Source organism: Oryzomicrobium terrae, from assembly GCF_008274805.1.
GTDB classification, from domain to species: domain Bacteria; phylum Pseudomonadota; class Gammaproteobacteria; order Burkholderiales; family Rhodocyclaceae; genus Oryzomicrobium; species Oryzomicrobium terrae.
This window is the reverse complement of record NZ_CP022579.1, coordinates 1,692,936-1,713,042: the sequence shown is the minus strand read 5'-3', so window position 1 is coordinate 1,713,042 and position 20,107 is coordinate 1,692,936. Positions and strand designations below refer to the sequence as shown.

The 20,107-nt window shown below is 63.5% G+C and carries 16 protein-coding genes; 10 read left to right on the top strand and 6 right to left on the bottom strand.

From position 1 onward, the window contains the following. Positions 1–53: 53 nt before the first annotated feature. Entirely contained in the window at positions 54–800 is a 747-nt protein-coding gene (rpsB, locus tag OTERR_RS07875; RefSeq protein ID WP_054620949.1) for a 30S ribosomal protein S2, read from the bottom strand. 433 nt (positions 801–1,233) lie between these two features. Here rpsB and map point away from each other — a divergent pair, with 433 nt between their 5' ends. The 9 genes from map to OTERR_RS07830 all read left to right on the top strand — a co-directional run bounded on the left by map (position 1,234) and on the right by OTERR_RS07830 (position 12,910). Continuing rightward, a complete protein-coding gene (gene map / locus OTERR_RS07870; RefSeq protein WP_149425384.1) occupies positions 1,234–2,055 on the top strand; it encodes a type I methionyl aminopeptidase in 822 nt (273 codons plus the stop codon). An 11-nt stretch (positions 2,056–2,066) separates the two neighbouring features. Next, complete coding sequence (locus tag OTERR_RS07865) at positions 2,067–4,643, top strand: [protein-PII] uridylyltransferase (protein WP_149425383.1); 2,577 nt, start codon at positions 2,067–2,069, stop codon at positions 4,641–4,643. 232 nt (positions 4,644–4,875) lie between these two features. Next, the gene (locus OTERR_RS07860) at positions 4,876–5,979 is read left to right on the top strand and encodes an alpha-hydroxy acid oxidase (RefSeq protein ID WP_054620951.1); all 1,104 of its coding nucleotides are present in this window, start codon (positions 4,876–4,878) and stop codon (positions 5,977–5,979) included. Positions 5,980–6,323: 344 nt separating this feature from the next. Continuing rightward, complete coding sequence (locus tag OTERR_RS07855) at positions 6,324–8,636, top strand: TonB-dependent receptor (protein ID WP_149425382.1); 2,313 nt, start codon at positions 6,324–6,326, stop codon at positions 8,634–8,636. A 112-nt stretch (positions 8,637–8,748) separates the two neighbouring features. After that, positions 8,749–9,429, top strand: coding sequence for a Fe2+-dependent dioxygenase (locus tag OTERR_RS07850; protein WP_149425381.1), 681 nt, complete (start codon positions 8,749–8,751; stop codon positions 9,427–9,429). Positions 9,430–9,440: 11 nt separating this feature from the next. After that, positions 9,441–10,061 carry a PepSY-associated TM helix domain-containing protein gene (locus OTERR_RS07845; RefSeq protein ID WP_149425380.1) on the top strand — a complete coding sequence of 207 codons (621 nt, stop codon included), beginning with the start codon at positions 9,441–9,443 and terminating at the stop codon, positions 10,059–10,061. 19 nt (positions 10,062–10,080) lie between these two features. Then, the gene (locus OTERR_RS07840) at positions 10,081–10,593 is read left to right on the top strand and encodes a DUF2271 domain-containing protein (RefSeq protein WP_149425379.1); all 513 of its coding nucleotides are present in this window, start codon (positions 10,081–10,083) and stop codon (positions 10,591–10,593) included. Positions 10,594–10,638: 45 nt separating this feature from the next. After that, a complete protein-coding gene (locus OTERR_RS07835) occupies positions 10,639–11,445 on the top strand; it encodes a DUF4198 domain-containing protein (protein ID WP_149425378.1) in 807 nt (268 codons plus the stop codon). A 28-nt stretch (positions 11,446–11,473) separates the two neighbouring features. Continuing rightward, positions 11,474–12,910 carry a flavodoxin domain-containing protein gene (locus OTERR_RS07830; RefSeq protein WP_149425377.1) on the top strand — a complete coding sequence of 479 codons (1,437 nt, stop codon included), beginning with the start codon at positions 11,474–11,476 and terminating at the stop codon, positions 12,908–12,910. Positions 12,911–13,001: 91 nt separating this feature from the next. On the opposite strand, the gene sppA is transcribed toward OTERR_RS07830, so the two are convergent. The 4 genes from sppA to rluC form a co-directional block, all read right to left on the bottom strand. Further along, positions 13,002–13,979, bottom strand: coding sequence for a signal peptide peptidase SppA (gene sppA, locus OTERR_RS07825; protein ID WP_149425376.1), 978 nt, complete (start codon positions 13,977–13,979; stop codon positions 13,002–13,004). Positions 13,980–14,045: 66 nt separating this feature from the next. Next, positions 14,046–14,432, bottom strand: coding sequence for a Rieske (2Fe-2S) protein (locus OTERR_RS07820; protein WP_246154401.1), 387 nt, complete (start codon positions 14,430–14,432; stop codon positions 14,046–14,048). After that, on the bottom strand, positions 14,429–15,085 hold the full coding sequence (locus OTERR_RS07815) for an HAD-IA family hydrolase (protein ID WP_054620959.1): 657 nt from the start codon (positions 15,083–15,085) through the stop codon (positions 14,429–14,431). The genes OTERR_RS07820 and OTERR_RS07815 overlap by 4 nt, the downstream gene beginning before the upstream one ends. Next, on the bottom strand, positions 15,069–16,046 hold the full coding sequence (gene rluC, locus OTERR_RS07810) for a 23S rRNA pseudouridine(955/2504/2580) synthase RluC (protein ID WP_149425374.1): 978 nt from the start codon (positions 16,044–16,046) through the stop codon (positions 15,069–15,071). The genes OTERR_RS07815 and rluC overlap by 17 nt, the downstream gene beginning before the upstream one ends. A 468-nt stretch (positions 16,047–16,514) precedes the next feature. Here rluC and OTERR_RS07805 point away from each other — a divergent pair, with 468 nt between their 5' ends. After that, complete coding sequence (locus OTERR_RS07805; RefSeq protein WP_149425373.1) at positions 16,515–19,358, top strand: Rne/Rng family ribonuclease; 2,844 nt, start codon at positions 16,515–16,517, stop codon at positions 19,356–19,358. 82 nt (positions 19,359–19,440) lie between these two features. Here the strand turns inward: OTERR_RS07805 and OTERR_RS07800 are convergent, their stop codons facing one another. Further along, positions 19,441–20,025, bottom strand: coding sequence for an arsenate reductase/protein-tyrosine-phosphatase family protein (locus OTERR_RS07800; protein ID WP_082396824.1), 585 nt, complete (start codon positions 20,023–20,025; stop codon positions 19,441–19,443). Between the last annotated feature and the right edge of the window lie 82 nt (positions 20,026–20,107).

Here is a 20,107-nt window from a genome sequence, read left to right as displayed (position 1 = left end):
TACCTGCCCACCGGACCTTGCAGCCACAGCGGGGAAGAACCGTTCAGCCAGCCTTACTCGGCGGACTCTTCCTGGACTTCGACGAACTCGTCGTCGGAACCGGCAGCAACGATTTCCTGGAGGGACTGGCTACGACCTTCCAGAATGGCGTCGGCCACGCCGCGGGCGTACAGACGGATGGCGCGGGAGGAGTCGTCGTTACCGGGGATGACGTAGTCCACGCCTTCGGGGGAGTGGTTGGTATCGACCACGGCGATCACCGGGATGCCCAGCTTGTTGGCTTCGGTGATGGCGATCTTGTGGTAGCCCACGTCGACCACGAACAGGGCATCAGGCAGGCCGCCCATTTCCTTGATGCCGCCAATGGACTTCTGCAGCTTTTCCAGCTCGCGCTTCATCAGCAGGGCCTCTTTCTTGCCCATGCGCTCGGCGGAACCGTCCTGAACGGCGGCTTCCATATCCTTCAGACGCTTGATGGACTGCTTCACGGTCTTGAAGTTGGTCAGCATGCCGCCCAGCCAGCGCTGGTCAACGTAAGGAACGCCAGCGCGGGTAGCTTCCTCGGCGATGATCTCGCGAGCCTGACGCTTGGTGCTGACGAAGAGGATGTTGCCGCGGTTAGACGCGAGCTTCTTCACGAACGCCATCGCCTCGTTGTACTTAACGAGGGTCTTTTCCAGGTTGACGATGTGAATCTTGTTGCGAGCACCGAAGATGTACTGGGACATCTTCGGGTTCCAGAAACGGGTTTGGTGGCCGAAGTGAACACCGGCCTCAAGCATTTGACGCATGGTTGCCATGAAAGGACTCCTAAGGGTTTAAACCGCCATCCGCCATTGTCGATCCGCGAAACTCACGGACACCCCATATATGTGCGGATGTGAGGATTGACCCGGCAGCGCTACCGCCGCACGGGGAAACAGCCGAAAACCCGGAACGAACCGCCCCGAACCAACGGCCTTACTGTTTAGCCTAGACTACAAGCCACTTTCTTTCGGGAAGCCCCGAAGAAAAGCCGCAAGAGTATAGCACCCAACGGCCGGCCGCTTCAATTCCGGGAACGGTTTTCCCCCAGACCGGCCCAATCCAGCACTCCCCTGCCGCTCGCCGCCCTACCCTTTCATCGGCCCTGCCGGGGTCTTCCAAATTGCCTAAGGCGAGGCCTTGGCCTATCCTTTTCCCCTTTGCCCAGGGCGATGCGCCCGGTTTTTCCCTCGAAAGATCCCAAGAACAATGAGCATCACCATCAAATCCCCAGCCGATATCGAACAAATGCGCATTGCCTGCCGCCTCGCGGCAGAAGTGCTCGATTACGTCACGCCCTTTGTCAAACCCGGCGTCACTACCGCCGAACTCGATCGGCTGTGTCACGACTACATGGTGAACGTGCAGGGCTGCATCCCCGCTCCGCTTAATTACACGCCGCCGGGCTATACTCCCTACCCCAAGTCGATCTGCACTTCGATCAACCAGCAGGTTTGCCACGGCATTCCTTCTGACAAGAAGGTGCTCAAGAACGGTGACATCGTCAATCTCGACATCACCGTGATCAAGAATGGCTGGCACGGCGACACCAGCCGCATGTTCATCGTCGGCGAAGGCTCGATCCAGGCCAAGCGCCTGTGCGAAATCACCTTCGAATGCATGTGGCTCGGCATCGCCCAGATCAAGCCTGGCGCCCACCTGGGCGACATTGGCGCCGCCATTCAGAAGTACGCCGAAGGCAACGGCTTCTCGGTGGTGCGGGAATTCTGCGGCCACGGTATCGGCCAGAAATTCCACGAAGACCCTCAGGTGCTGCATTACGGCCGCGCCGGCACGGGGCCGGAACTCAAGCCGGGAATGATCTTCACCGTGGAGCCGATGATCAACGCCGGCAAGGCGGCGATCAAGGAGCTGCCGGATGGCTGGACCATCGTCACCAAGGATCGCAGCCTCTCCGCCCAATGGGAACACACCGTGGTGGTGACCGAAACCGGGGTCGAAGTGCTGACGGTTTCCGCCGGCAGCCGGACCAAGCCTGCCCTGGTGGATGGCTATCCGATCATTTATTGATTGCCCGCTTCATGGCCCCCCTGCCCCTGCCCAACGATCTGATTCCCCGCTACCGCAACCGCCTCAAGGACGAACAGGAAGCCCTGCGCATCGCCTACCTGGCAACCCCCGATGCGCGCCGACTGCTCGCAGGGCGAGCCCGGGTAGTGGACGAAGCCCTTATCGACCTGTGGAATGAATTGGAATTGCCCGCCACGTTCGCCCTGGTCGCGGTGGGGGGATATGGCCGGGGGGAGCTGTTTCCGGCCTCCGATATCGACCTGCTGATCCTCCTCCCGGGCGCCCTGGGGATTGCCGAAGAAGCCCGCCTATCGCAACTGGTCAGCCTGTTCTGGGACATTGGCCTGGAAATCGGCCACAGTGTGCGCACCGTCGAAGAATGCCTATCCGAGGCGAACAACGACATCACGGTGCAGACCGCCCTGATCGAAGCCCGGCTGTTGACCGGGGACCGGGAGCTGTTCAAGACGTTTCAGGCCGGCCTGTACCAGCACCTCGACCCCAAGGCCTTCTTCAAGGCCAAGAAGCTGGAGCTCGAAGAGCGGCACATCCGCTATGACGAGACGCCCTACAGCCTGGAGCCGAATTGCAAGGAAAGCCCGGGCGGGCTGCGCGACCTGCAGGTCATCCTGTGGATCGCCAAGGCGGCGGGCATCGGCGACAACTGGGCCGAACTCACCGCCGCCGGGCTGCTCACCGCCGAGGAAGAAACCCTGATCAACAGCGTCGAGCGCTTTCTCGACGATGTCCGCATCCGCCTGCACCTGCATACCCGGCGCCGTGAGGACCGCCTGTTGTTCGATCACCAGACGGCCGTGGCCCAGATGTTCGGTTACCAGCCCACCGCCACGCGGCGCGAGAGCGAATTGCTGATGCAGCAGTACTACCGCTCGGCCAAAGCCGCGCTGCAGCTCAACACCATCCTGCTGCAGAATCTGGGGGTGCGCCTTTTCCCGCCCCCGGTCGGGGCCACCTGGCCGATCAACGAACGTTTCCAGGGCGCCCACGACCTGCTCGAGATGCGTGCCGACGACCTGTTCGAAACCCAGCCGTCAGCCATCCTCGAAGCCTTTCTGCTGCTCCAGCGCCATCCGGAGCTGAAGGGCATGACCGCCCGCACCCTGCGCGCCCTGTACCGGGCCCGCTTCCACATAGACGAGGGCTTCCGCGCCGACCCGGCCAACCAAGCCCTGTTCCTGGAACTATTCAAGAGCCCCCGCGGTATCGTGCACGAATTCCGCCGCATGAACCGCTACGGCATCCTCGGCCGCTACCTGCCCAATTTCGGCGCCATCGTCGGCCAGATGCAGCATGACCTGTTCCACGTCTATACGGTGGACCAGCACATCCTCCAGGTGCTGCGCAACCTGCGCCGCTTCGCCGTCGAGGAATTCGCCCACGAATACCCCCTCTGCTCGCGGCTGATCAACGCCTTCGAGCGACCATGGGTGCTCTATATTGCCGCCCTCTTCCACGACATCGCCAAGGGCCGTGGCGGCGACCACTCCGAACTCGGCACCGCGGACGCCCGGGCCTTCTGCGACACCCACGGCCTGGCGCCGGAGGATACGGAACTGGTGGTGTGGCTGGTGCGCCATCACCTGACCATGAGCCACGTCGCGCAGAAGCAGGACATTTCCGACCCGGACGTGGTCAAGCACTTTGCCGCCGTGGTGGGCGACGAGCGCCACCTGGTGGCCCTCTATCTGCTCACCGTGGCCGACATCCGCGGCACCAGCCCCAAGGTGTGGAACGCCTGGAAAGGCCAGCTGCTCGAAGAGCTGTACAAGGCAACCCTGAACGTCCTCTCCCGGGACGAAGCCCCCGAGCCGCATGGCGTCATCCAGGAGCGCCAGCAGGAGGCCATGCGCCTGCTGCGCTATTTCGCCCTGTCGGACACGGTGCACGAAGGGCTGTGGAAGCAGCTCGACACGGTCTATTTCCTGCGCCACAGCGCCGAAGAGATCGCCTGGCACACCCGCAACCTGCACTACCGCATCAACACCCCGGAACCCATCGTCAAGGCCCGCCCCAACCGCAACGAGGAAGGGCTCCAGGTGATGGTCTACGCCAAGGATCAACCGGATCTGTTCGCCCGCATCTGCGGCTTTTTCGGCCGGGAGGGCTTCTCCATCGTCGACGCCAAGGTGCACACCACCCGCCACGGCTACGCCCTGGACAGCTTCGTGCTGCTCGACGTGGCCGGGCGCGAGGATTACCGCCAGTTGGTCAGTTACCTGGAGCACGAACTGGCTCAGCGCCTCTGCCATCAGACACCGCCCGAAGCACCGCCCACCGGCCGTCTATCGCGCCAGGTGAAGCACTTCCCGATCACGCCGGAAGTCACCATCCACCCGGACGAAAAAGGCGCTCAATTCGTCCTATCCCTGGTGGCTGCCGACCGGCCGGGGCTTTTGTTCAAGATTGCCCTGACCCTGACCCGGCACGGCGCCTACCTGCACACGGCCAAGATCGCCACCCTCGGCGACCGGGTGGAAGACGTTTTTCTCATTTCCGGTGGCGACCTGGTCTCAAGCGCGGGCCGAGTGCGCCTGGAAAGCGATCTGCTCGACGAGCTCCAGGTATAGGCAGCCCAAACCCCGCGCCAATGCTTGTTCTTCAGCCGGTACCCCCCAAGCGCCAATAACGGCGCGGGTTTTCCGGGCACCATCGCGGAGAACAAGCACTGGCGCGGACCTTCAGCCCTCCCCCCGCAGTTTTGCTTCCCCAGCACCCGGGTTCGCTTGTGGCCGCTTGCGTTGACTCGCAAATGATAATGACTATTATCTATCGCGATCGACGACCCTCCAGGCCGCGCCCATGCCGACCCCCTGCCTCACCGCAATCCCCCGCGACATCGCCTGCGTTAGCGATTACAAGCCTTATGCCCGCCACAGCCTGGACGACAACGCCTGGGCCTACCTGGCCAGCGGCGCCGCCGACGAACTAACCTATCGGCGCAACCGGGATGCCTTCGACGCCCTGCGCCTGAACAGCCACGTCCTGGCCGACCTACGCGGCGGCCACACCCGCCTCGACCTGTTCGGCCAGCCCCTGGCCCACCCAATCCTGCTCGCCCCGGTGGCCTATCAGCGTCTCTTCCACAACGATGGCGAGTTGGCCGCTGCCCAGGCCGCCGAAGCCCTGGAAGCGACCATGGTGGTCAGCACCCTGGCCAGCGTGCCCCTGGAAGAAATCGCCCAGGCCACCCGGGCGCCCCTGTGGTTTCAGCTCTACATCCAGCCCGACCGGGGCTACACCCGGCACCTGATCGAACGGGCCGAAGCAGCCGGCTACCGGGCCCTGGTGGTCACCGTGGACGCCCCCTTGAGCGGGCTGCGCAACCAGGAACAACGGGCCGGCTTTCACCTGCCTCCTGGCGTGGACGCGGCCAACCTGCGCGACATGCCGGCGCCGTCCAGCCCCCTGGCCACCTTGCAGCCGGGTCAGAGCCCGGTCTTCGACGGCCTGCTGGCCACGGCCCCGACCTGGGCCGACATCGCGGCCATCCGCGACCTCACCCGGCTGCCGCTGATCCTCAAGGGCATCCTCTCGCCCCGGGACGCCCGCCAGGCCCTGGCGCTGGGCGTCGATGGCCTGGTGGTTTCCAACCACGGCGGACGCACCATCGACACCCTGCCAGCCGCCATCGACGCCTTGCCCGCGGTGGCCGAGGCGGTGAGCGGGCGTATTCCGCTCCTGCTCGACGGCGGCATCCGCCGCGGCAGCGACATCTTCAAGGCCCTGGCCCTGGGCGCCCGAGCCGTGCTGATCGGCCGTCCCTGGGTTTACGGCCTGGCTGCCGCCGGTCCCCTGGGCGCGGCCCATGTGCTCAAGATCCTGCGCGAAGAATTCGAAGTGGTGATGGCCCTGACCGGCTGCGCCCGGCTCGACGACATCGGCCCGGATCGCCTGTGGCCATGATGCCCGCCGCCAAGCGCGAGGCGCGTTGCTGCGCACAAGCTACCAACGCTTCACTTACCTAGCGCATCGCTGCCGCCGGCCGTACGGCGCGACCACCACGTGTTGTAGCGGCAAAACACGCATGAGCCGTCACGGCGGGAAATGTAACAATTTCTTGACTTTTGCAAATGAGATTTCTTATCATTTGCAAAATTCAACGGATGCACGCTCATACGTCGCATCCGACACCAGCAAGCCACCCCTCCAACCGCTTCGGACGCGTCACGCGATCACGCCGGAAACCTCGGTTCATGGATGGGAAGCCAGCCAAAACCTGACTTCTCTCTATCCGGAGTTTCCCTTTCATGGCTCACATCGAAAGCCGCAAGCATCCGCTCGACCGTCATCCCCGCCTCAACGGCACCGCCGCCCTGACCGCCCTGGCCATTTCGGTACCGGGTGCCGCCCTGGCCCAGACCCAGGGCGAGGCCGTGCTGCCCAACGTCAATGTTTCCGCCAATGCTGCGGATACCGCCTACAAGGCCGATACCGCGGCCTCCAGCAAGTTCACCGCACCCCTGGTGGACACGCCAAAATCGGTGACGGTCATCACCAAGGAAGTACTCAACCAGACCAACGCCACCTCCCTGCAGGAAGCGTTGCGTACCACCCCGGGCATCACTTTCGGCATGGGCGAAGGCGGTAACCCGGCGGGGGACCGTCCCTTCATCCGCGGCTTCGATTCCCAGTCCAACTTCTTCATTGACGGTTTGCGCGACCCGAGCTCCCAATCCCGCGACATGTTCAACGTCGAACAGGTGGACGTGGTGAAAGGGCCGGACTCGGCGTATAGCGGCGGCGGCGCCGTGGGCGGCAGCATCAACCTGACCACCAAGAACGCCCGTCTCGGCAACTTTGGCGAAGTCACCGCCGGTGTCGGCACCAGCAGCTACAAACGGGCCACGGCGGACCTTAACCGTCAGGTCGGTGACAACGCCGCCTTCCGCATCAACGTCTTGGGTGAGGACAGCAACGTCGCCGGCCGCGACCACGTGGATCTCAAGCACTTTGGCATCGCGCCCAACCTGGCCCTCGGCCTGGGTACCCCGACCCGCATCAACCTGGGCCTGTACCACTTCCAGACCGATGACATGCCCGACTACGGCATTCCGTACAACAACCCGGTTAGCAAGTACAACACCAAAACCGGCGCCACCGCCCCCACTACAGCACCGACCATCAACCCCAATTACAGCAAGAATGGCGATGGCGGACCGCTCAACGTGGATCGTGCCAACTTCTACGGCTTGAAGGACCGCGACTTCCGCAAGACCGAGGTGGATAGCGGCACCCTGAAGATCGAGCACGACCTGAACGACCGTTTCACCCTGCGCAACTCGACCCGCTACACCCGTTCGTCCAACGACTACGTGGCGACCAACCCGGGCGATTCAAACCTCTCGATCGTCACCGGCACCACCCTGCCGCGGTCGGCCAAGAGCCGTCATTCGGTCAGCGACGGCATCATCAACGCCACCGAGCTGCTCGGCGAATTCACCACCGGCGGCATCAAGCACCGCATCGCTACCGGCGTCGAATTGAGCCGGAACGAGGTGGATAGCCGTGGCTACACCGTGACCGGCACGTCCCTGGCCGACATCCAGAACCCCAATGCGAACGATCCTTGGACCGGGACGGTAGCGCGCAGCACCCAAGGGGCGCGGACCACCACCAACACCCTGGGCATCTACGCCTTCGACACCCTGACCCTGAGCAAGCAGTGGTTGCTCAACCTGGGCCTGCGTCACGACCGTTTCTCGACCAAGCAGGAGGGGTATTCCACCGACGGGAGCAAGCCGACCACGGCCAACCTGAGCAACGACTCCAACTTCTGGAGTTATCAGATGGGCGTGGTGTACAAGCCCCGCGACAACGGCAGCATCTACCTCAACTACGCCACGGCAGCCAACCCCTCGGGTATTTCGTCCGGCGACGGTGCCGACAGCATTACCCTGACCAACAAGGACCTGGAACCCGAAGAGGTGCGCAGCATCGAGCTGGGTACCAAATGGAACCTGCTCAACAACAAGCTGGCCCTGACCGGTGCGATTTTCAACATCGAGAAGACCAACGCCAAGGTGAACATCGACCCCTTCACCATGGCCACCGTCGGCAAACAGCGCATCAATGGCGTCGAGCTGGGCTTTGCCGGGGCCATCACCTCGGCCTGGCAGGTATTCGGCGGTTACACCTACATGGACAGCAAGCTGGTGGATACCGGGCCCTCGGTATGGACCACCCGGGCAACGCCGCCTTACACCGCCGCCACCAGCTGGACCTACAACGACAACGCCGCCAACAAGGGCAACCAATTCCCCAACACCCCGCGGGACAGCTTCAGCCTGTGGAGCACCTACAAGGTCATGCCCAAGCTGACCGTGGGCGGTGGCGCTTACTACATGTCGAAGGTCTATGGCGATGCGGCCAACACCAAGTGGGTGCCGAGCTACTGGCGCTTCGACGGCATGGCGACCTATGACGTCGACAAGAGCATCAGCGTCCGCCTCAACGTCAACAACATCTTCGACAAGACCTACTACAACGCTGCCTACGCCACCCACATGGTCGGCGTCGCACCGGGCCGCCAGGCCATGTTGACCGGCATCTTCAAGTTCTAAGCCGTTGCAGCCCCCGTCCGTGCGTACATCAAGCGCGGACGGGGGCTCGCTTTTTCGGGTAGCAGCCCACGCTCCCCCGTCGCTAAACACGCACTACGAGGAAAACACCATCATGATGCTGCACGTACCGGAAGTGCTCAGCCGCGAGCAGGTGGCGGAATGCCGTCGCATCCTCGACAACGCCGAATGGGGGGACGGCAAGGCCACCACCGGCGTCCAATCCGCCCAGGCCAAGCGCAACTGGCAACTGCCGGAAGGCTCCCCAGCGCTAGAGCACCTCCGGGAGATCGTCACCAGTGCCCTGATGGCCAATCCCCTGTTTTTTTCTGCGGCCCTGCCCCAGCGCATCCTGCCGCCCTATTTCAACCGCTACGAGGGCGGCGGCTACTTCGGCAACCACGTGGACAACGCCATCCGCTACGCCCACGGCAGCCCCCTGGGCCTGCGCACCGATGTTTCCACCACCCTGTTCTTCTCCGACCCGGACGAGTACGAGGGTGGCGAACTGATCGTCGAAGACACCTACGGCAGCCACGCTGCCCGGCTGCCCGCCGGCGATGCCATCGTTTATCCCTCCACCAGCCTGCACCGGGTGGAGCCCGTCACCAAAGGCGCCAGGATCTGTTCCTTCCTCTGGACCCAGAGCATGGTCCGGGACGACTGGCGCCGCACGATGCTGTTCGACCTTGACGTGACCATCCAGAAGCTGCGCCAGCAGGTGGGGGACACCCCGGAAGTCATTGCCCTCACCAGCCATTACCATAACCTGCTGCGCCAATGGGCAGAGCTGTGAACCACCCGGCCATGGACGACCTGAAGCACAGCCAGCGCCGTGCCGGCTGGTTGAAGACCCTGCACCACTGGCACTGGATCAGTTCCGCCGTCTGCCTGCTCGGCATGCTGCTGTTCAGCGTCACCGGCATCACCCTCAACCACGCCGCCGACATCGCCGCCCGGCCCCAGGTGGAACAACGTACAGCCCAGCTACCGGCGGAATTGCTCACCACCTTGGAGCGCAACCAGGCTACCGCACCCCTACCCGCCGCGCTGCAGCCCTGGCTGCGCGACACCCTGGCGGTGAACGCTGCCGGCCGGGAGGCGGAATGGTCGGCCGACGAGGTCTATCTGCCCCTGCCCCGCCCTGGTGGCGATGCCTGGTTGCGTATCGACCGGGCCAGCGGCGCGGTGGAGTACGAACGCACCGACCGGGGCTGGGTGTCCTACCTCAACGATCTGCACAAAGGCCGCAACACCGGCACCGCCTGGCGCTGGTTCATTGACATCTTCGCTGCCGCCTGCCTGATGTTTTCCCTCACCGGCCTGCTCATCCTCAAGTACCACGCCGGCAACCGTCCCGCTACCTGGCCGGTGGTCGGCCTGGGGGTCGTGATCCCGGCGCTGCTGGTCCTCCTCTTCATTCACTGACTGCTCCCCGAATCCTCCCATGCGACATTCCCTATCCTTTGCCGCAATGCTTCTCGCCGCCAGCGGCGCCTCCGCTGCCGACCTGGCGGTGGACGTCGAAATTCCCAGCCTCAACGTGGCCGAATACCACCGCCCCTACGTCGCCCTGTGGGTCGAACGGGCCGATCAGAGCGTGGCCGCCAACCTGGCCGTCTGGTACGACCTGAAGAAGTCCAATAAGGAAGGCACCAAGTGGCTCCAGGATCTGCGCCAGTGGTGGCGGCGCAGCGGCCGGGAACTGGAAATGCCCCTGGATGCGGTGACCAGCGCCACCCGGGCGGTGGGTAAGCACAAGCTGAATTTCAGCGAGGGCAGCAAACCTCTCGGCCGCCTGCCCGCCGGCGACTATCGCCTGGCAGTGGAAGCCGCCCGGGAAGTGGGCGGACGGGAGGTGGTGTACATCCCCTTCCAATGGCCACCGCAAAAACCCCTGCAGCTCAAGGCTCAGGGCAAGACCGAGCTGGGCACCATCGTCCTCGATCTGAAGCCCTGACCGCGCCATCCCGCCGATTTCCCTCTTTCGTCCAAGGAGTCCCCGATGTCCCGCCCCCTGAAGCTCGCCGCCGCCCTGGCCCTGTGCCTCAACCTGCCCCTGGCCCAGGCCCACAACGTCTGGCTGCTGCCCTCCTCCACCGTCCTTTCCAAGGCCCAGTGGATCACCGTGGACGCCGCCGTCTCCAACGATCTGTTCTTCTTCAACCACATGCCCCTGGCCCTGGACAACCTGACGGTGTCCGCCCCCAACGGCGACAAGGTGGCGGTGGACAACCTCTCCCGCGGCAAACTGCGCAGCGTCTTCGACGTTAACCTGGCCCAACCTGGTACTTACCGGCTGGCCGTGGTCAACCACGGTGTCATGGGCAACTACAAGCTCAACGGCGAAGCGAAGCGCTTCCGCGGCACCATCGACGCCTACGCCAAGGACATTCCCGCTGGCGCCACCGAAGTGCGCCTCGGGGAGCAGGTCGGCCGCATCGAGACCTTCGTCACCGTCGGCAAGCCCAGCCCTCTCCAAGCCAGCGGCGCCGGACTGGAAATGATCGCCGTGGCTCCCAGCCACCCCAACGATCTGGTGGCCGGCGAGGCCGCCAGCTTCCGCTTCCTGGTGGATGGCAAGCCGGCGGCCGGCATCGAGGTGACCGTGGTGCGCGGCCAATCCCGCTACCGCAACCAGCAGGGTGAAATCCGCCTGACCACCAACGCCGACGGCAATATCACCCTCACCTGGCCCGAACCCGGCATGTACTGGCTGGAAGCAGAAACCAAAGACCAGCGCACCACGGTCAAGGCAGCCAGCGAACGGCGCCTGACCTACGCCGTCACCCTGGAAGTGCTGCCCCAGTGATGCCCCGGCAGTACGCCATCGTCCGGCCATGCTGATCCTGCCCGACGTGCCCCGGCTGGCCGGGGCCGCCGCCATGTTGCTGGCCTATGCCGGCCTGTGTGCCGGCATTCTGGTCCGCGCCCGGAACAAGCGGCGCCGCGCCCTCCAGGCCGCCGCCACCTTACCCATCCTGCCCATCCCGGGCCAGCAGGCGCCACTGCTACTGGCTTTTGCCAGCCAGAGCGGCTTTGCCGAGGAACTGGCCGAGCGCAGCGCCACGGCCCTGCGCGGCGCGGGACAAGCCGTGCGCCTGACCCCCCTGGCCGACCTCGCCCTGGCCGACTTGCGTAGCGGCTCACCGGCCCTGTTCGTGGTCAGCACTTGCGGCGAAGGCGATCCTCCGGACAACGCCGCCACCTTCGTGCGCCGCCTGCTGGCGGAAAAAACGGGGCAAACCACTCCACTGAGGAGTCTTACCTACGGCCTCTTAGCCTTGGGCGACCGGGAATATCGCCACTTCTGCGGCTTCGGTCGCAATCTCGACACCTGGCTGCAAGAAGCAGGAGCGACTCCGCTATTCGAACGCATTGAGGTGAACAACGGCGATGCCACGGCCCTGGAACGTTGGCGCCATGCCTTGGCCCACGTCGCGGGGTACCGGGAGGCTAGCGGGGATGGCGCCAGCAGTAGTGAAACCCTCTCCTGGCTGCCCCCAAAATATTCCCCGTGGCGCCTTGCCGAGCGCCGCCATCTCAATCCGGGAAGCCAGGGTGAAGCGGTATTCCACCTGGAACTCTGCCCGCCGGAAAACGACGCGGCGCCCTCTTGGGAATCCGGCGACCTGCTGCAAGTGGCCGCCCCCGGCATCGACGGCGAACTACTGCCTCCTCGGGACTATTCGATCGCCTCGATCCCCAGCGACGGCCGGGTGCATCTGCTCATCCGCCAGCAGCGTGGCCCGGACGGGCGCCTCGGAGCGGCTTCAGGCTGGCTGAGTACAGGCATCGCCGTCGGCGGTTGCGTCATGGCCCGCCTGCTCCCACACCGCAACTTCCGCCTGGGCGATAACATCCGGCGTCCCCTGATCCTGATCGGCAACGGCACCGGCATGGCCGGCCTGCGCGGCCACCTGCGCGCGCGCCGGCAAGCGGGGGCCAGACCGAATTGGCTGCTCTTCGGCGAACGGAACGCTGCCTGCGATTACCACTACCGGGAGGAGATCGAGGACTATCGGCAAACGGGGCTGCTGCAGCGCTTGGATCTGGCGTTCTCCCGGGATCAGGCCGACAAGGTCTATATCCAGGACCACCTGCGTGCCGCCGCTACCGACTTGCACAGCTGGCTGGCCCAGGGCGCCTCCCTTTACGTCTGCGGTAACGCGGTAGGCATGGCAGAAGCCGTACACCAGACCCTCGCCGATCTGATCGGCGTCGACGCCCTGGATCGTCTAATAGTGGAAGGTCGCTACCGTCGCGACGTTTACTGAGGACGACGCGTCCCTGGAAGGGTTTCACACTGCCCAAAGCAAAACGCCCATCCAAGCCGGATGGGCGTTTTGCTTGGCAGGAGAAACCCGATCAGCGTACCGCCGGACCTTCGCCGAACAGCTTGAGCACCAGGCTCTGCGCCATGTCGGCACCGAAACGCTTGGCAAAACGCTCGGCGATATTTTCCTTGACCGAGAAATCCATCAGTTTTTCCGCCTTGATCACGTCCCGGGCGACGCTATCCACCGTGCCGTAGTCGTCCACCAGGCCCAGCTTGACGCCCTGGGTGCCGGTCCAGACCAGGCCGGAGAAGATTTCCGGGCTTTCCTTGAGACGATTTCCGCGCCCCTTGCGCACGGCCTCGATGAACTGGCGGTGGATCTCGTCGAGCATGGCCTTGGCGTAGGCTTTCTGCTGCGGCTCCTGGGGCGAGAACGGGTCGAGGAAGCCCTTGTTCTCGCCGGCCGTCAGGAGGCGCCGCTCCACGCCAAGCTTGTCCATGGTGCCGGTAAAGCCGAAACCGTCCATCAGCACGCCGATAGACCCGACCAGACTGGCCTTGTTGGCGTAGATCTTGTCCGCCGCGGACGCCACGTAGTAGCCGCCGGAAGCACACAGATCCTCGACCACCGCATACAGCGGGGTATCCGGGTACTTGGTACGCAGGCGCTTGATCTCGTCGTAGATGATGCCCGACTGGACCGGGCTGCCGCCGGGGCTATTGATACGGAGGATGACGCCGGCAGTACGCTTGTCCTCAAAGGCTGACTGTAGCGCGGCATTGATCTTCTCGGCGCTGGCGACGCCACCGGCGTCGATGGTGCCATGCACATAGACGACCGCCGTATGCTTGCCGTCCGGCAGCTTGTCCGATCCCCCCAGATCCAGGGCAAGGAAGATGAAAACCGCCAGGTAGCCGAACCCTAGCAGCTTGAAGAAAATCCCCCAGCGGCGCCGTGCGCGCTGCTCGCTCAAGGATGCGGTAGCGAGCTTTTCCAGCAGCTTGCGCTCCCATTGGGGGTCGGTGGTACCGCTCGGTTGTGAGTCGGGTTGAGGATAATCAGCCATGGAGATTTCAACACTTGAAATAATGAATAAGGCAGTGCGGGGCGACGACTTGCTTGAGATTCCCGATCACAGATCAATGTTATCGGCATCAACCATATGAAATACGGCCCCTTCGCGTTCCACCACCGGTACAGGAATCAATCCGCGACCATTGCAACGGCCACCGAGGCAGCGCCCGGAATGCGGGTCGTAGAGCGCGCCATGCACTGCACAAATCAAGTATAGCCTTGAATGATCGAAGAATTCTCCCTCCTGCCAATCCAGCTCTACGGGAACATGGGCGCAGCGATTGAGAAATCCCCGGACCTGTCCGGCAAAACGGACGACGAAGGCCGGCTCGGCTACACCGTGGCGCCACACCGAAAAGCGCACACCTTTTCCTCCATCCTCCAAGTCGGCGGCCTGGCAGATGTAAGCGTATTGGGTGGATTCCCCGTCTTCGGGTTCCATCATCCGTGACGGCGTAGCCACGTCCCAAGTTCCTCGACCGCATCAACCACTGCCAGCGGCCCCAGGGCTTTGAGTTCCTCAGGCACGTGAGCACCATAGGTAACGCCAATTGCACCTGTGCCGGCGTTAGCCGCCATCTGCAGGTCGTGGGTGGTATCGCCAATCATCAGGGTGCGCCCGGGCGGAACCGCAAACTCCTCCATCAGCTCCTGCAACATCTGCGGATGGGGCTTGGAATGGCACTCGTCGGCACAACGCGTGGCATGGAAGAAATCTTCAAGACCGCTCACCGCCAATGCCCTGTTGAGACCGAGACGACTCTTGCCGGTCGCCACCGCCAACGCATAGCCGGCATCCTGTAGCTCGGCCATCAGTTCGGGGATCCCGCCAAACAACGTCAGTTCATGATCCCGGGAGAGGTAATGGTAGCGGTAGCGTTCGACCATTTCCTCGTAGCGCTCCCGAGGCAGGTCCGGCACGGCATGATGCAGTGCATCGGCCAGCCCTAGGCCAATCACGTAGCGAGCTTGGCGGTCAGTGGGTACCGACAGGCCCAGATCGCGGCTGGCGGCCTGAATTGCAGTGACGATGGCCGCCGCCGAATCCATCAAGGTGCCATCCCAGTCGAAAACGATCAGATCAAATTGCTTCGCCATAATCCTGTTGCTCCCGTGCCGACAGTCGGACGAGGTATTGGTGTAGTTCAGAGGGCAAGGGAGCCTCCAGATTGAGTCGCTCCCCAGTCAAAGGGTGAGGAAACGACAAGCGCCAGGCATGCAGGAACATGCGTTTCAGTCCATCCTTGGCCAAGGCCTTGTTCAGGGCGAAATCCCCGTATTTTTCATCCCCCAGGATAGGGTGCCCCAGGTGGTTCAAGTGCACCCGGATCTGGTGGGTTCGCCCGGTCTTTATCTGCGCCTCCACCAGCGAAGCCGATTGCCAGCGGGCCACGAGACGAAAAATACTGTGGGAAGCCTTGCCGTCTTCATGGACCGAAACACGCCGCTCACCGTCCTCGGTCAAGTACTTGTGCAGTGCCGCTTGAACGTGGGTCACCGGTTTTTCCAGGCGACCCTTGGCCAGGGCCAGGTAGCGCTTGTCGGCGCGGTGATGGCGAAACAGATCATGCAACGCCGTCAGGGCCGAGCGTTTCTTGCCGATCAACAGCAGCCCCGATGTTTCCCGGTCGAGCCGGTGGGCCAGCTCCAGGAAGCGTGCCTGGGGGCGCTGCCGGCGCAAGGCCTCGATGACGCCAAAGGACAGGCCACTGCCGCCATGGACGGCAATACCTGCCGGCTTGTTGATGGCAAGCAAGGCGTCGTCTTCATACACCACCGGCAACTCGGCGCGCAGCATGCCGACTTCGGCGGTAGCGGTAGCCACCGGCTTTTCGGCCAGGCGGATGGGCGGGATACGCACCGTATCACCCGCTTGCAAACGGTAGGCGGCATCGACCCGGCCGCTGTTTACCCGCACCTCACCGCTGCGCAAGATGCGGTAAACATGGCTTTTCGGCACGCCCTTGCAGACGCGCACCAGATAGTTGTCGAGCCGCTGCCCCGCCTCGTCGGCATCAATAACGACGCGGTTTACCGTGCTTTTTTGAATCTCGGACATTTTTGGATATATACTTCCTGCGATTTTCGTCTCAGCCTGAAAGGGACGCTGCGCTGTAAGACCGAACGGACCCGTTCCAACACACCGGAATACACCCGTGGCCAGCCACAGCCGCCTCGCTTGCGCGAACCTGCGCAAGATCAGGCCAACGCTAAATCAGACGGTTAATGTCGCTCACCAAAAAGCAGCGATGGTACTGGATTTGCGCGCCTCAAGCATTAAAGCGATAAACGCACGTTCAGCCGCCCATGCAGAACAGTAGCGGTTTCCCCGGCACGCCCCACAACGGCTTTTCCGGCTGAAACCCGGTAATAACCTACCGACCCATCAGCGCTACCCGATACTCCCAGCGATTTTCAAGAATTAGTTGAACCTACGGCCCTTCATGTACAACAGGAAACCGCACAACTAATTGCCTCGCTGCCCTGCAGTGGGAGGCTGCCCGTGCCGGCGCGCGGGAGCCCACACATGAAGCGAATGCTTTTCAATGCGACACAGGCCGAGGAACTCCGTGTCGCGATTGTCGACGGTCAGAAACTGATCGACCTCGACATCGAGTCGGCCGCCAAGGAACAACGCAAGAGCAACATCTACAAGGGGGTCATCACCCGGATCGAACCGTCGCTCGAAGCGGCGTTCGTCGATTACGGCGCCGACCGCCACGGCTTCCTGCCGTTCAAGGAAGTCTCCCGCGCCTACTTCCAGCCGGGCGTCGAAGTCAGCAAGGCCCGTATTCAGGATGCTCTGCGCGAAGGTCAAGAGCTGATCGTCCAGGTCGACAAGGACGAGCGCGGCAATAAGGGCGCCGCCCTGACCACCTACGTCAGCCTGGCCGGCCGCTACCTCGTTTTGATGCCCAACAACCCCCGCGGTGGCGGTGTTTCCCGCCGCGTCGAGGGTGATGAGCGTGCCGAGCTGCGGGAGATCATGGACCAGATCGAGGTCCCCGGCGGGATGAGCCTGATTGCGCGCACCGCCGCCATCGGCCGCAGCGCTGAAGAGCTGCAGTGGGACCTGAACTACCTGCTGCAACTGTGGACCGCTATCGAAGGCGTCTCCTCCGAACAGAAAGCCCCGCTGCTGATCTATCAGGAAGGCAGCCTGGTCATCCGCGCCATCCGCGACTACTTCCAGCCGGACATCGGCGAGATCTTGATCGACACCGACGAGATCTTCGAGCAGGCCCAAGCCTTCATGGGCACGGTAATGCCCGCCAACGTCAGCCGGGTCAAGCGCTACCGCGACGACGTCCCCCTCTTCTCTCGCTTCCAGATCGAGCACCAGATCGAGACCGCCTTCGGCCGGCAGGTGAACCTGCCCTCCGGCGGCGCCATCGTGATCGACCATACCGAAGCCCTGGTGGCCGTGGACGTGAACTCCGGCCGTGCCACCCGCGGTCAGGACATCGAGGACACCGCCTTCCGCACCAACCTGGAAGCGGCCGAGGAACTGGCCCGCCAGCTGCGCCTGCGCGACCTGGGCGGCCTGATCGTCATCGACTTCATCGATATGGAAAACCAGCGCAACCAACGCGAGGTGGAAAACCGCCTGCGCGATGCGCTGCGCTACGACCGCGCCCGGGTGCAGATGGGCAAGATCAGCCGCTTCGGCCTGATGGAACTGTCCCGTCAACGCCTGCGTCCCGCCCTGGCCGAAACTAGCTACATCCCCTGCCCGCGCTGCAACGGCACCGGCCACATCCGCTCCACCGAGTCCGCGGCCCTGCACATCCTGCGTATCCTCGAAGAAGAGGCCATGAAGGAAAACACGGGCGCCGTGCACTGCCAGGTGCCGGTGGACGTGGGCACCTTCCTGCTCAACGAGAAGCGCAACGACATCCAGGCGATCGAGTTCCGCCACAAGGTCACAATCCTGCTCATCCCCAACAAGCACCTGGAGACCCCGGCCCACGAAATCATCCGCCTGCGCCACGACGACCTGAACCAGGAAGAAGTCCGCGCCCCGTCCTATCGCATGGTCAATGCGCCTGCCGACGAAGTAGCGCTGGCTACCGAAGCCAACGCCAAACCGGTACGTCAGGAAGCTGCCATCAAGAATCTGACGCCGGAGCAGCCCGCCCCTGTGGTGCCGGAAAAGGCGCCTGAAGCCAGCACCAAAGTCGGCGAGCCGGGCATCATTTCCCGCATTTTCGGCTGGTTCCGCGGCAATCGTCCGGAGGAGAAGACAGCCGCTCCGGCACCGGCGCCTCGCGGCCGTAACGGCCAGCGCGATGGCCGCGGGGAGGGGCGTGATGGTCGTCGCAGCGAAGGCCGTGGCCGGCGCGGCGAACGTAGCGATACGGGCCGTGGCGAAGGCCGCGGCAAGGAGACCCAGGAAACCCGTGAGAGCCGTGGCGAAGGGCGCAATCGCTCCTCCCAGGAAAATCGCCCGGCTCAGCAAGGACGCGGTGAAGCTGGCGAAGGCCGTCGGAGTCGCGGCGAAGGGCGCGAGCCCCGTGGCGAAGGCCGCGACAATCGTCGTGAGCGCCCGGTCCAGCAGAACGAAGAAGGCCAGGTCACGGCTGAGCGTGCCGAACGACAGGAACGCGCTGAGCGTCCCGAGCGCGGTGAACGTCGCGAAGGGCGCCGCGAGCGCGGTGAGCGCTCTCCCAAGCAACAGGCCGATGCAGTAGCGACCCAGGAGGCCTTGGTGAATGCCGCGGCAGTGGAAGCCGGTATTGCCGTGGAAGCGATTCCGGCTGCGGAAGCTCCGGCAAGCGAAGCTACTGCAGAAGGCAGCGGCGAAGAAGGCAGCCGCCGTCGCGGTCGCCGTGGTGGCCGTCGCGAACGCGGTGAGCGCCGCCCGCAGGAGAACGTAGCGGGGGAAACTGGCCAGGAAGAAATCGTCCAGCCGACAGCGGAAATCGATGTGACTGCGTCCGCACCTGCCGAGCAGGTGGAACAGGCTGCAACGACCGCCCCCGCAGCCAGCGAGCCTGTCCTCAGCCCTGCGGTCCCTGTCGCGGCGGAACCTGCCCCACAGATCCAGGAAGTGGCACAAGAAGCCGCGGAAGTTTTGGCTCAGGCCCACGCAGAACCGGCCCCCACCGCCCCCGTGGAAGCCGCTGCTCCCGTTGAGCCGGCAGTCATCGAAGCGGTTACCGCCCCGGCACCGGCGCCAGCACCCAAAGTGGCCGAAGCCCTGGCCGATTCCGGCTTGGTGATGATCGAAACGAAAGCCGATGCGGCTCCAGTGAGTGTTCCGGTTGAGCCGGCAGCCCCTCGTGGTCGCCCGGTTCGTCGTGCTGCGCATGCTGTCAGCTCGGAACCCCTGGTCATGGTTGAAACCCGTGCTACGGACAACCAGGGTTGATCTAGCCCCTCAAGCTTAAACTTTGCTGCAAAAACAAAGGGAGCCGTTAGGCTCCCTTTGTTTTTTTCTAAGCGCCCCCCACTCAGTGCAACGACTTACCGCTCTCCAACCCTGCGACCGGAAGAGCTCCCCCTGCCTCCGGAGGCGACGCCATCTTTTCAGCGTTAGCCTCAGTTGAAGAGGAAGGCAGTGAATCCTTGCCCAGTTCTCGGCAGATTGAAGCCAGCAGCCCTTGGGCAGCATCTTCCACCATGTCCAGAACCAGATCGAAACCATGCCCGAGGCCGTAATACGGGTCGGGAACTTCATCGTCGTCGAACTGGCGGGCGTAATGCATGAAGAGCTTGAGCCGATGCTGCCGGTCGCTTGGGCAGAGCCGCCGCAAGGTGTCCAGATTGGCTCGATCCATCGCCAGCACCAGATCAAAATAATCCATGTCGGCAGCCGCAACTTTCCGCGCCCTCAGCATCGACAGATCATAGCCGCGCATTGCTGCGGCACGCTGTGTACGGGAATCCGGCGCCTCTCCTACGTGGTAGCCGTGAGTACCTGCAGAATCGATTTCAATCGTTTCGGACAAGCCGGCCTGGTTCACGAAATGACGGAAAACCCCCTCTGCCGTCGGAGAGCGGCATATATTCCCCATGCAAACGAATAAAATCTTCATAAACGCCTTGTTATTCAATGCGTTATTTACATTTCAGACGAAAAATCGCCCGAAATGTGCGTATTCGCGCAAATAAAAACAC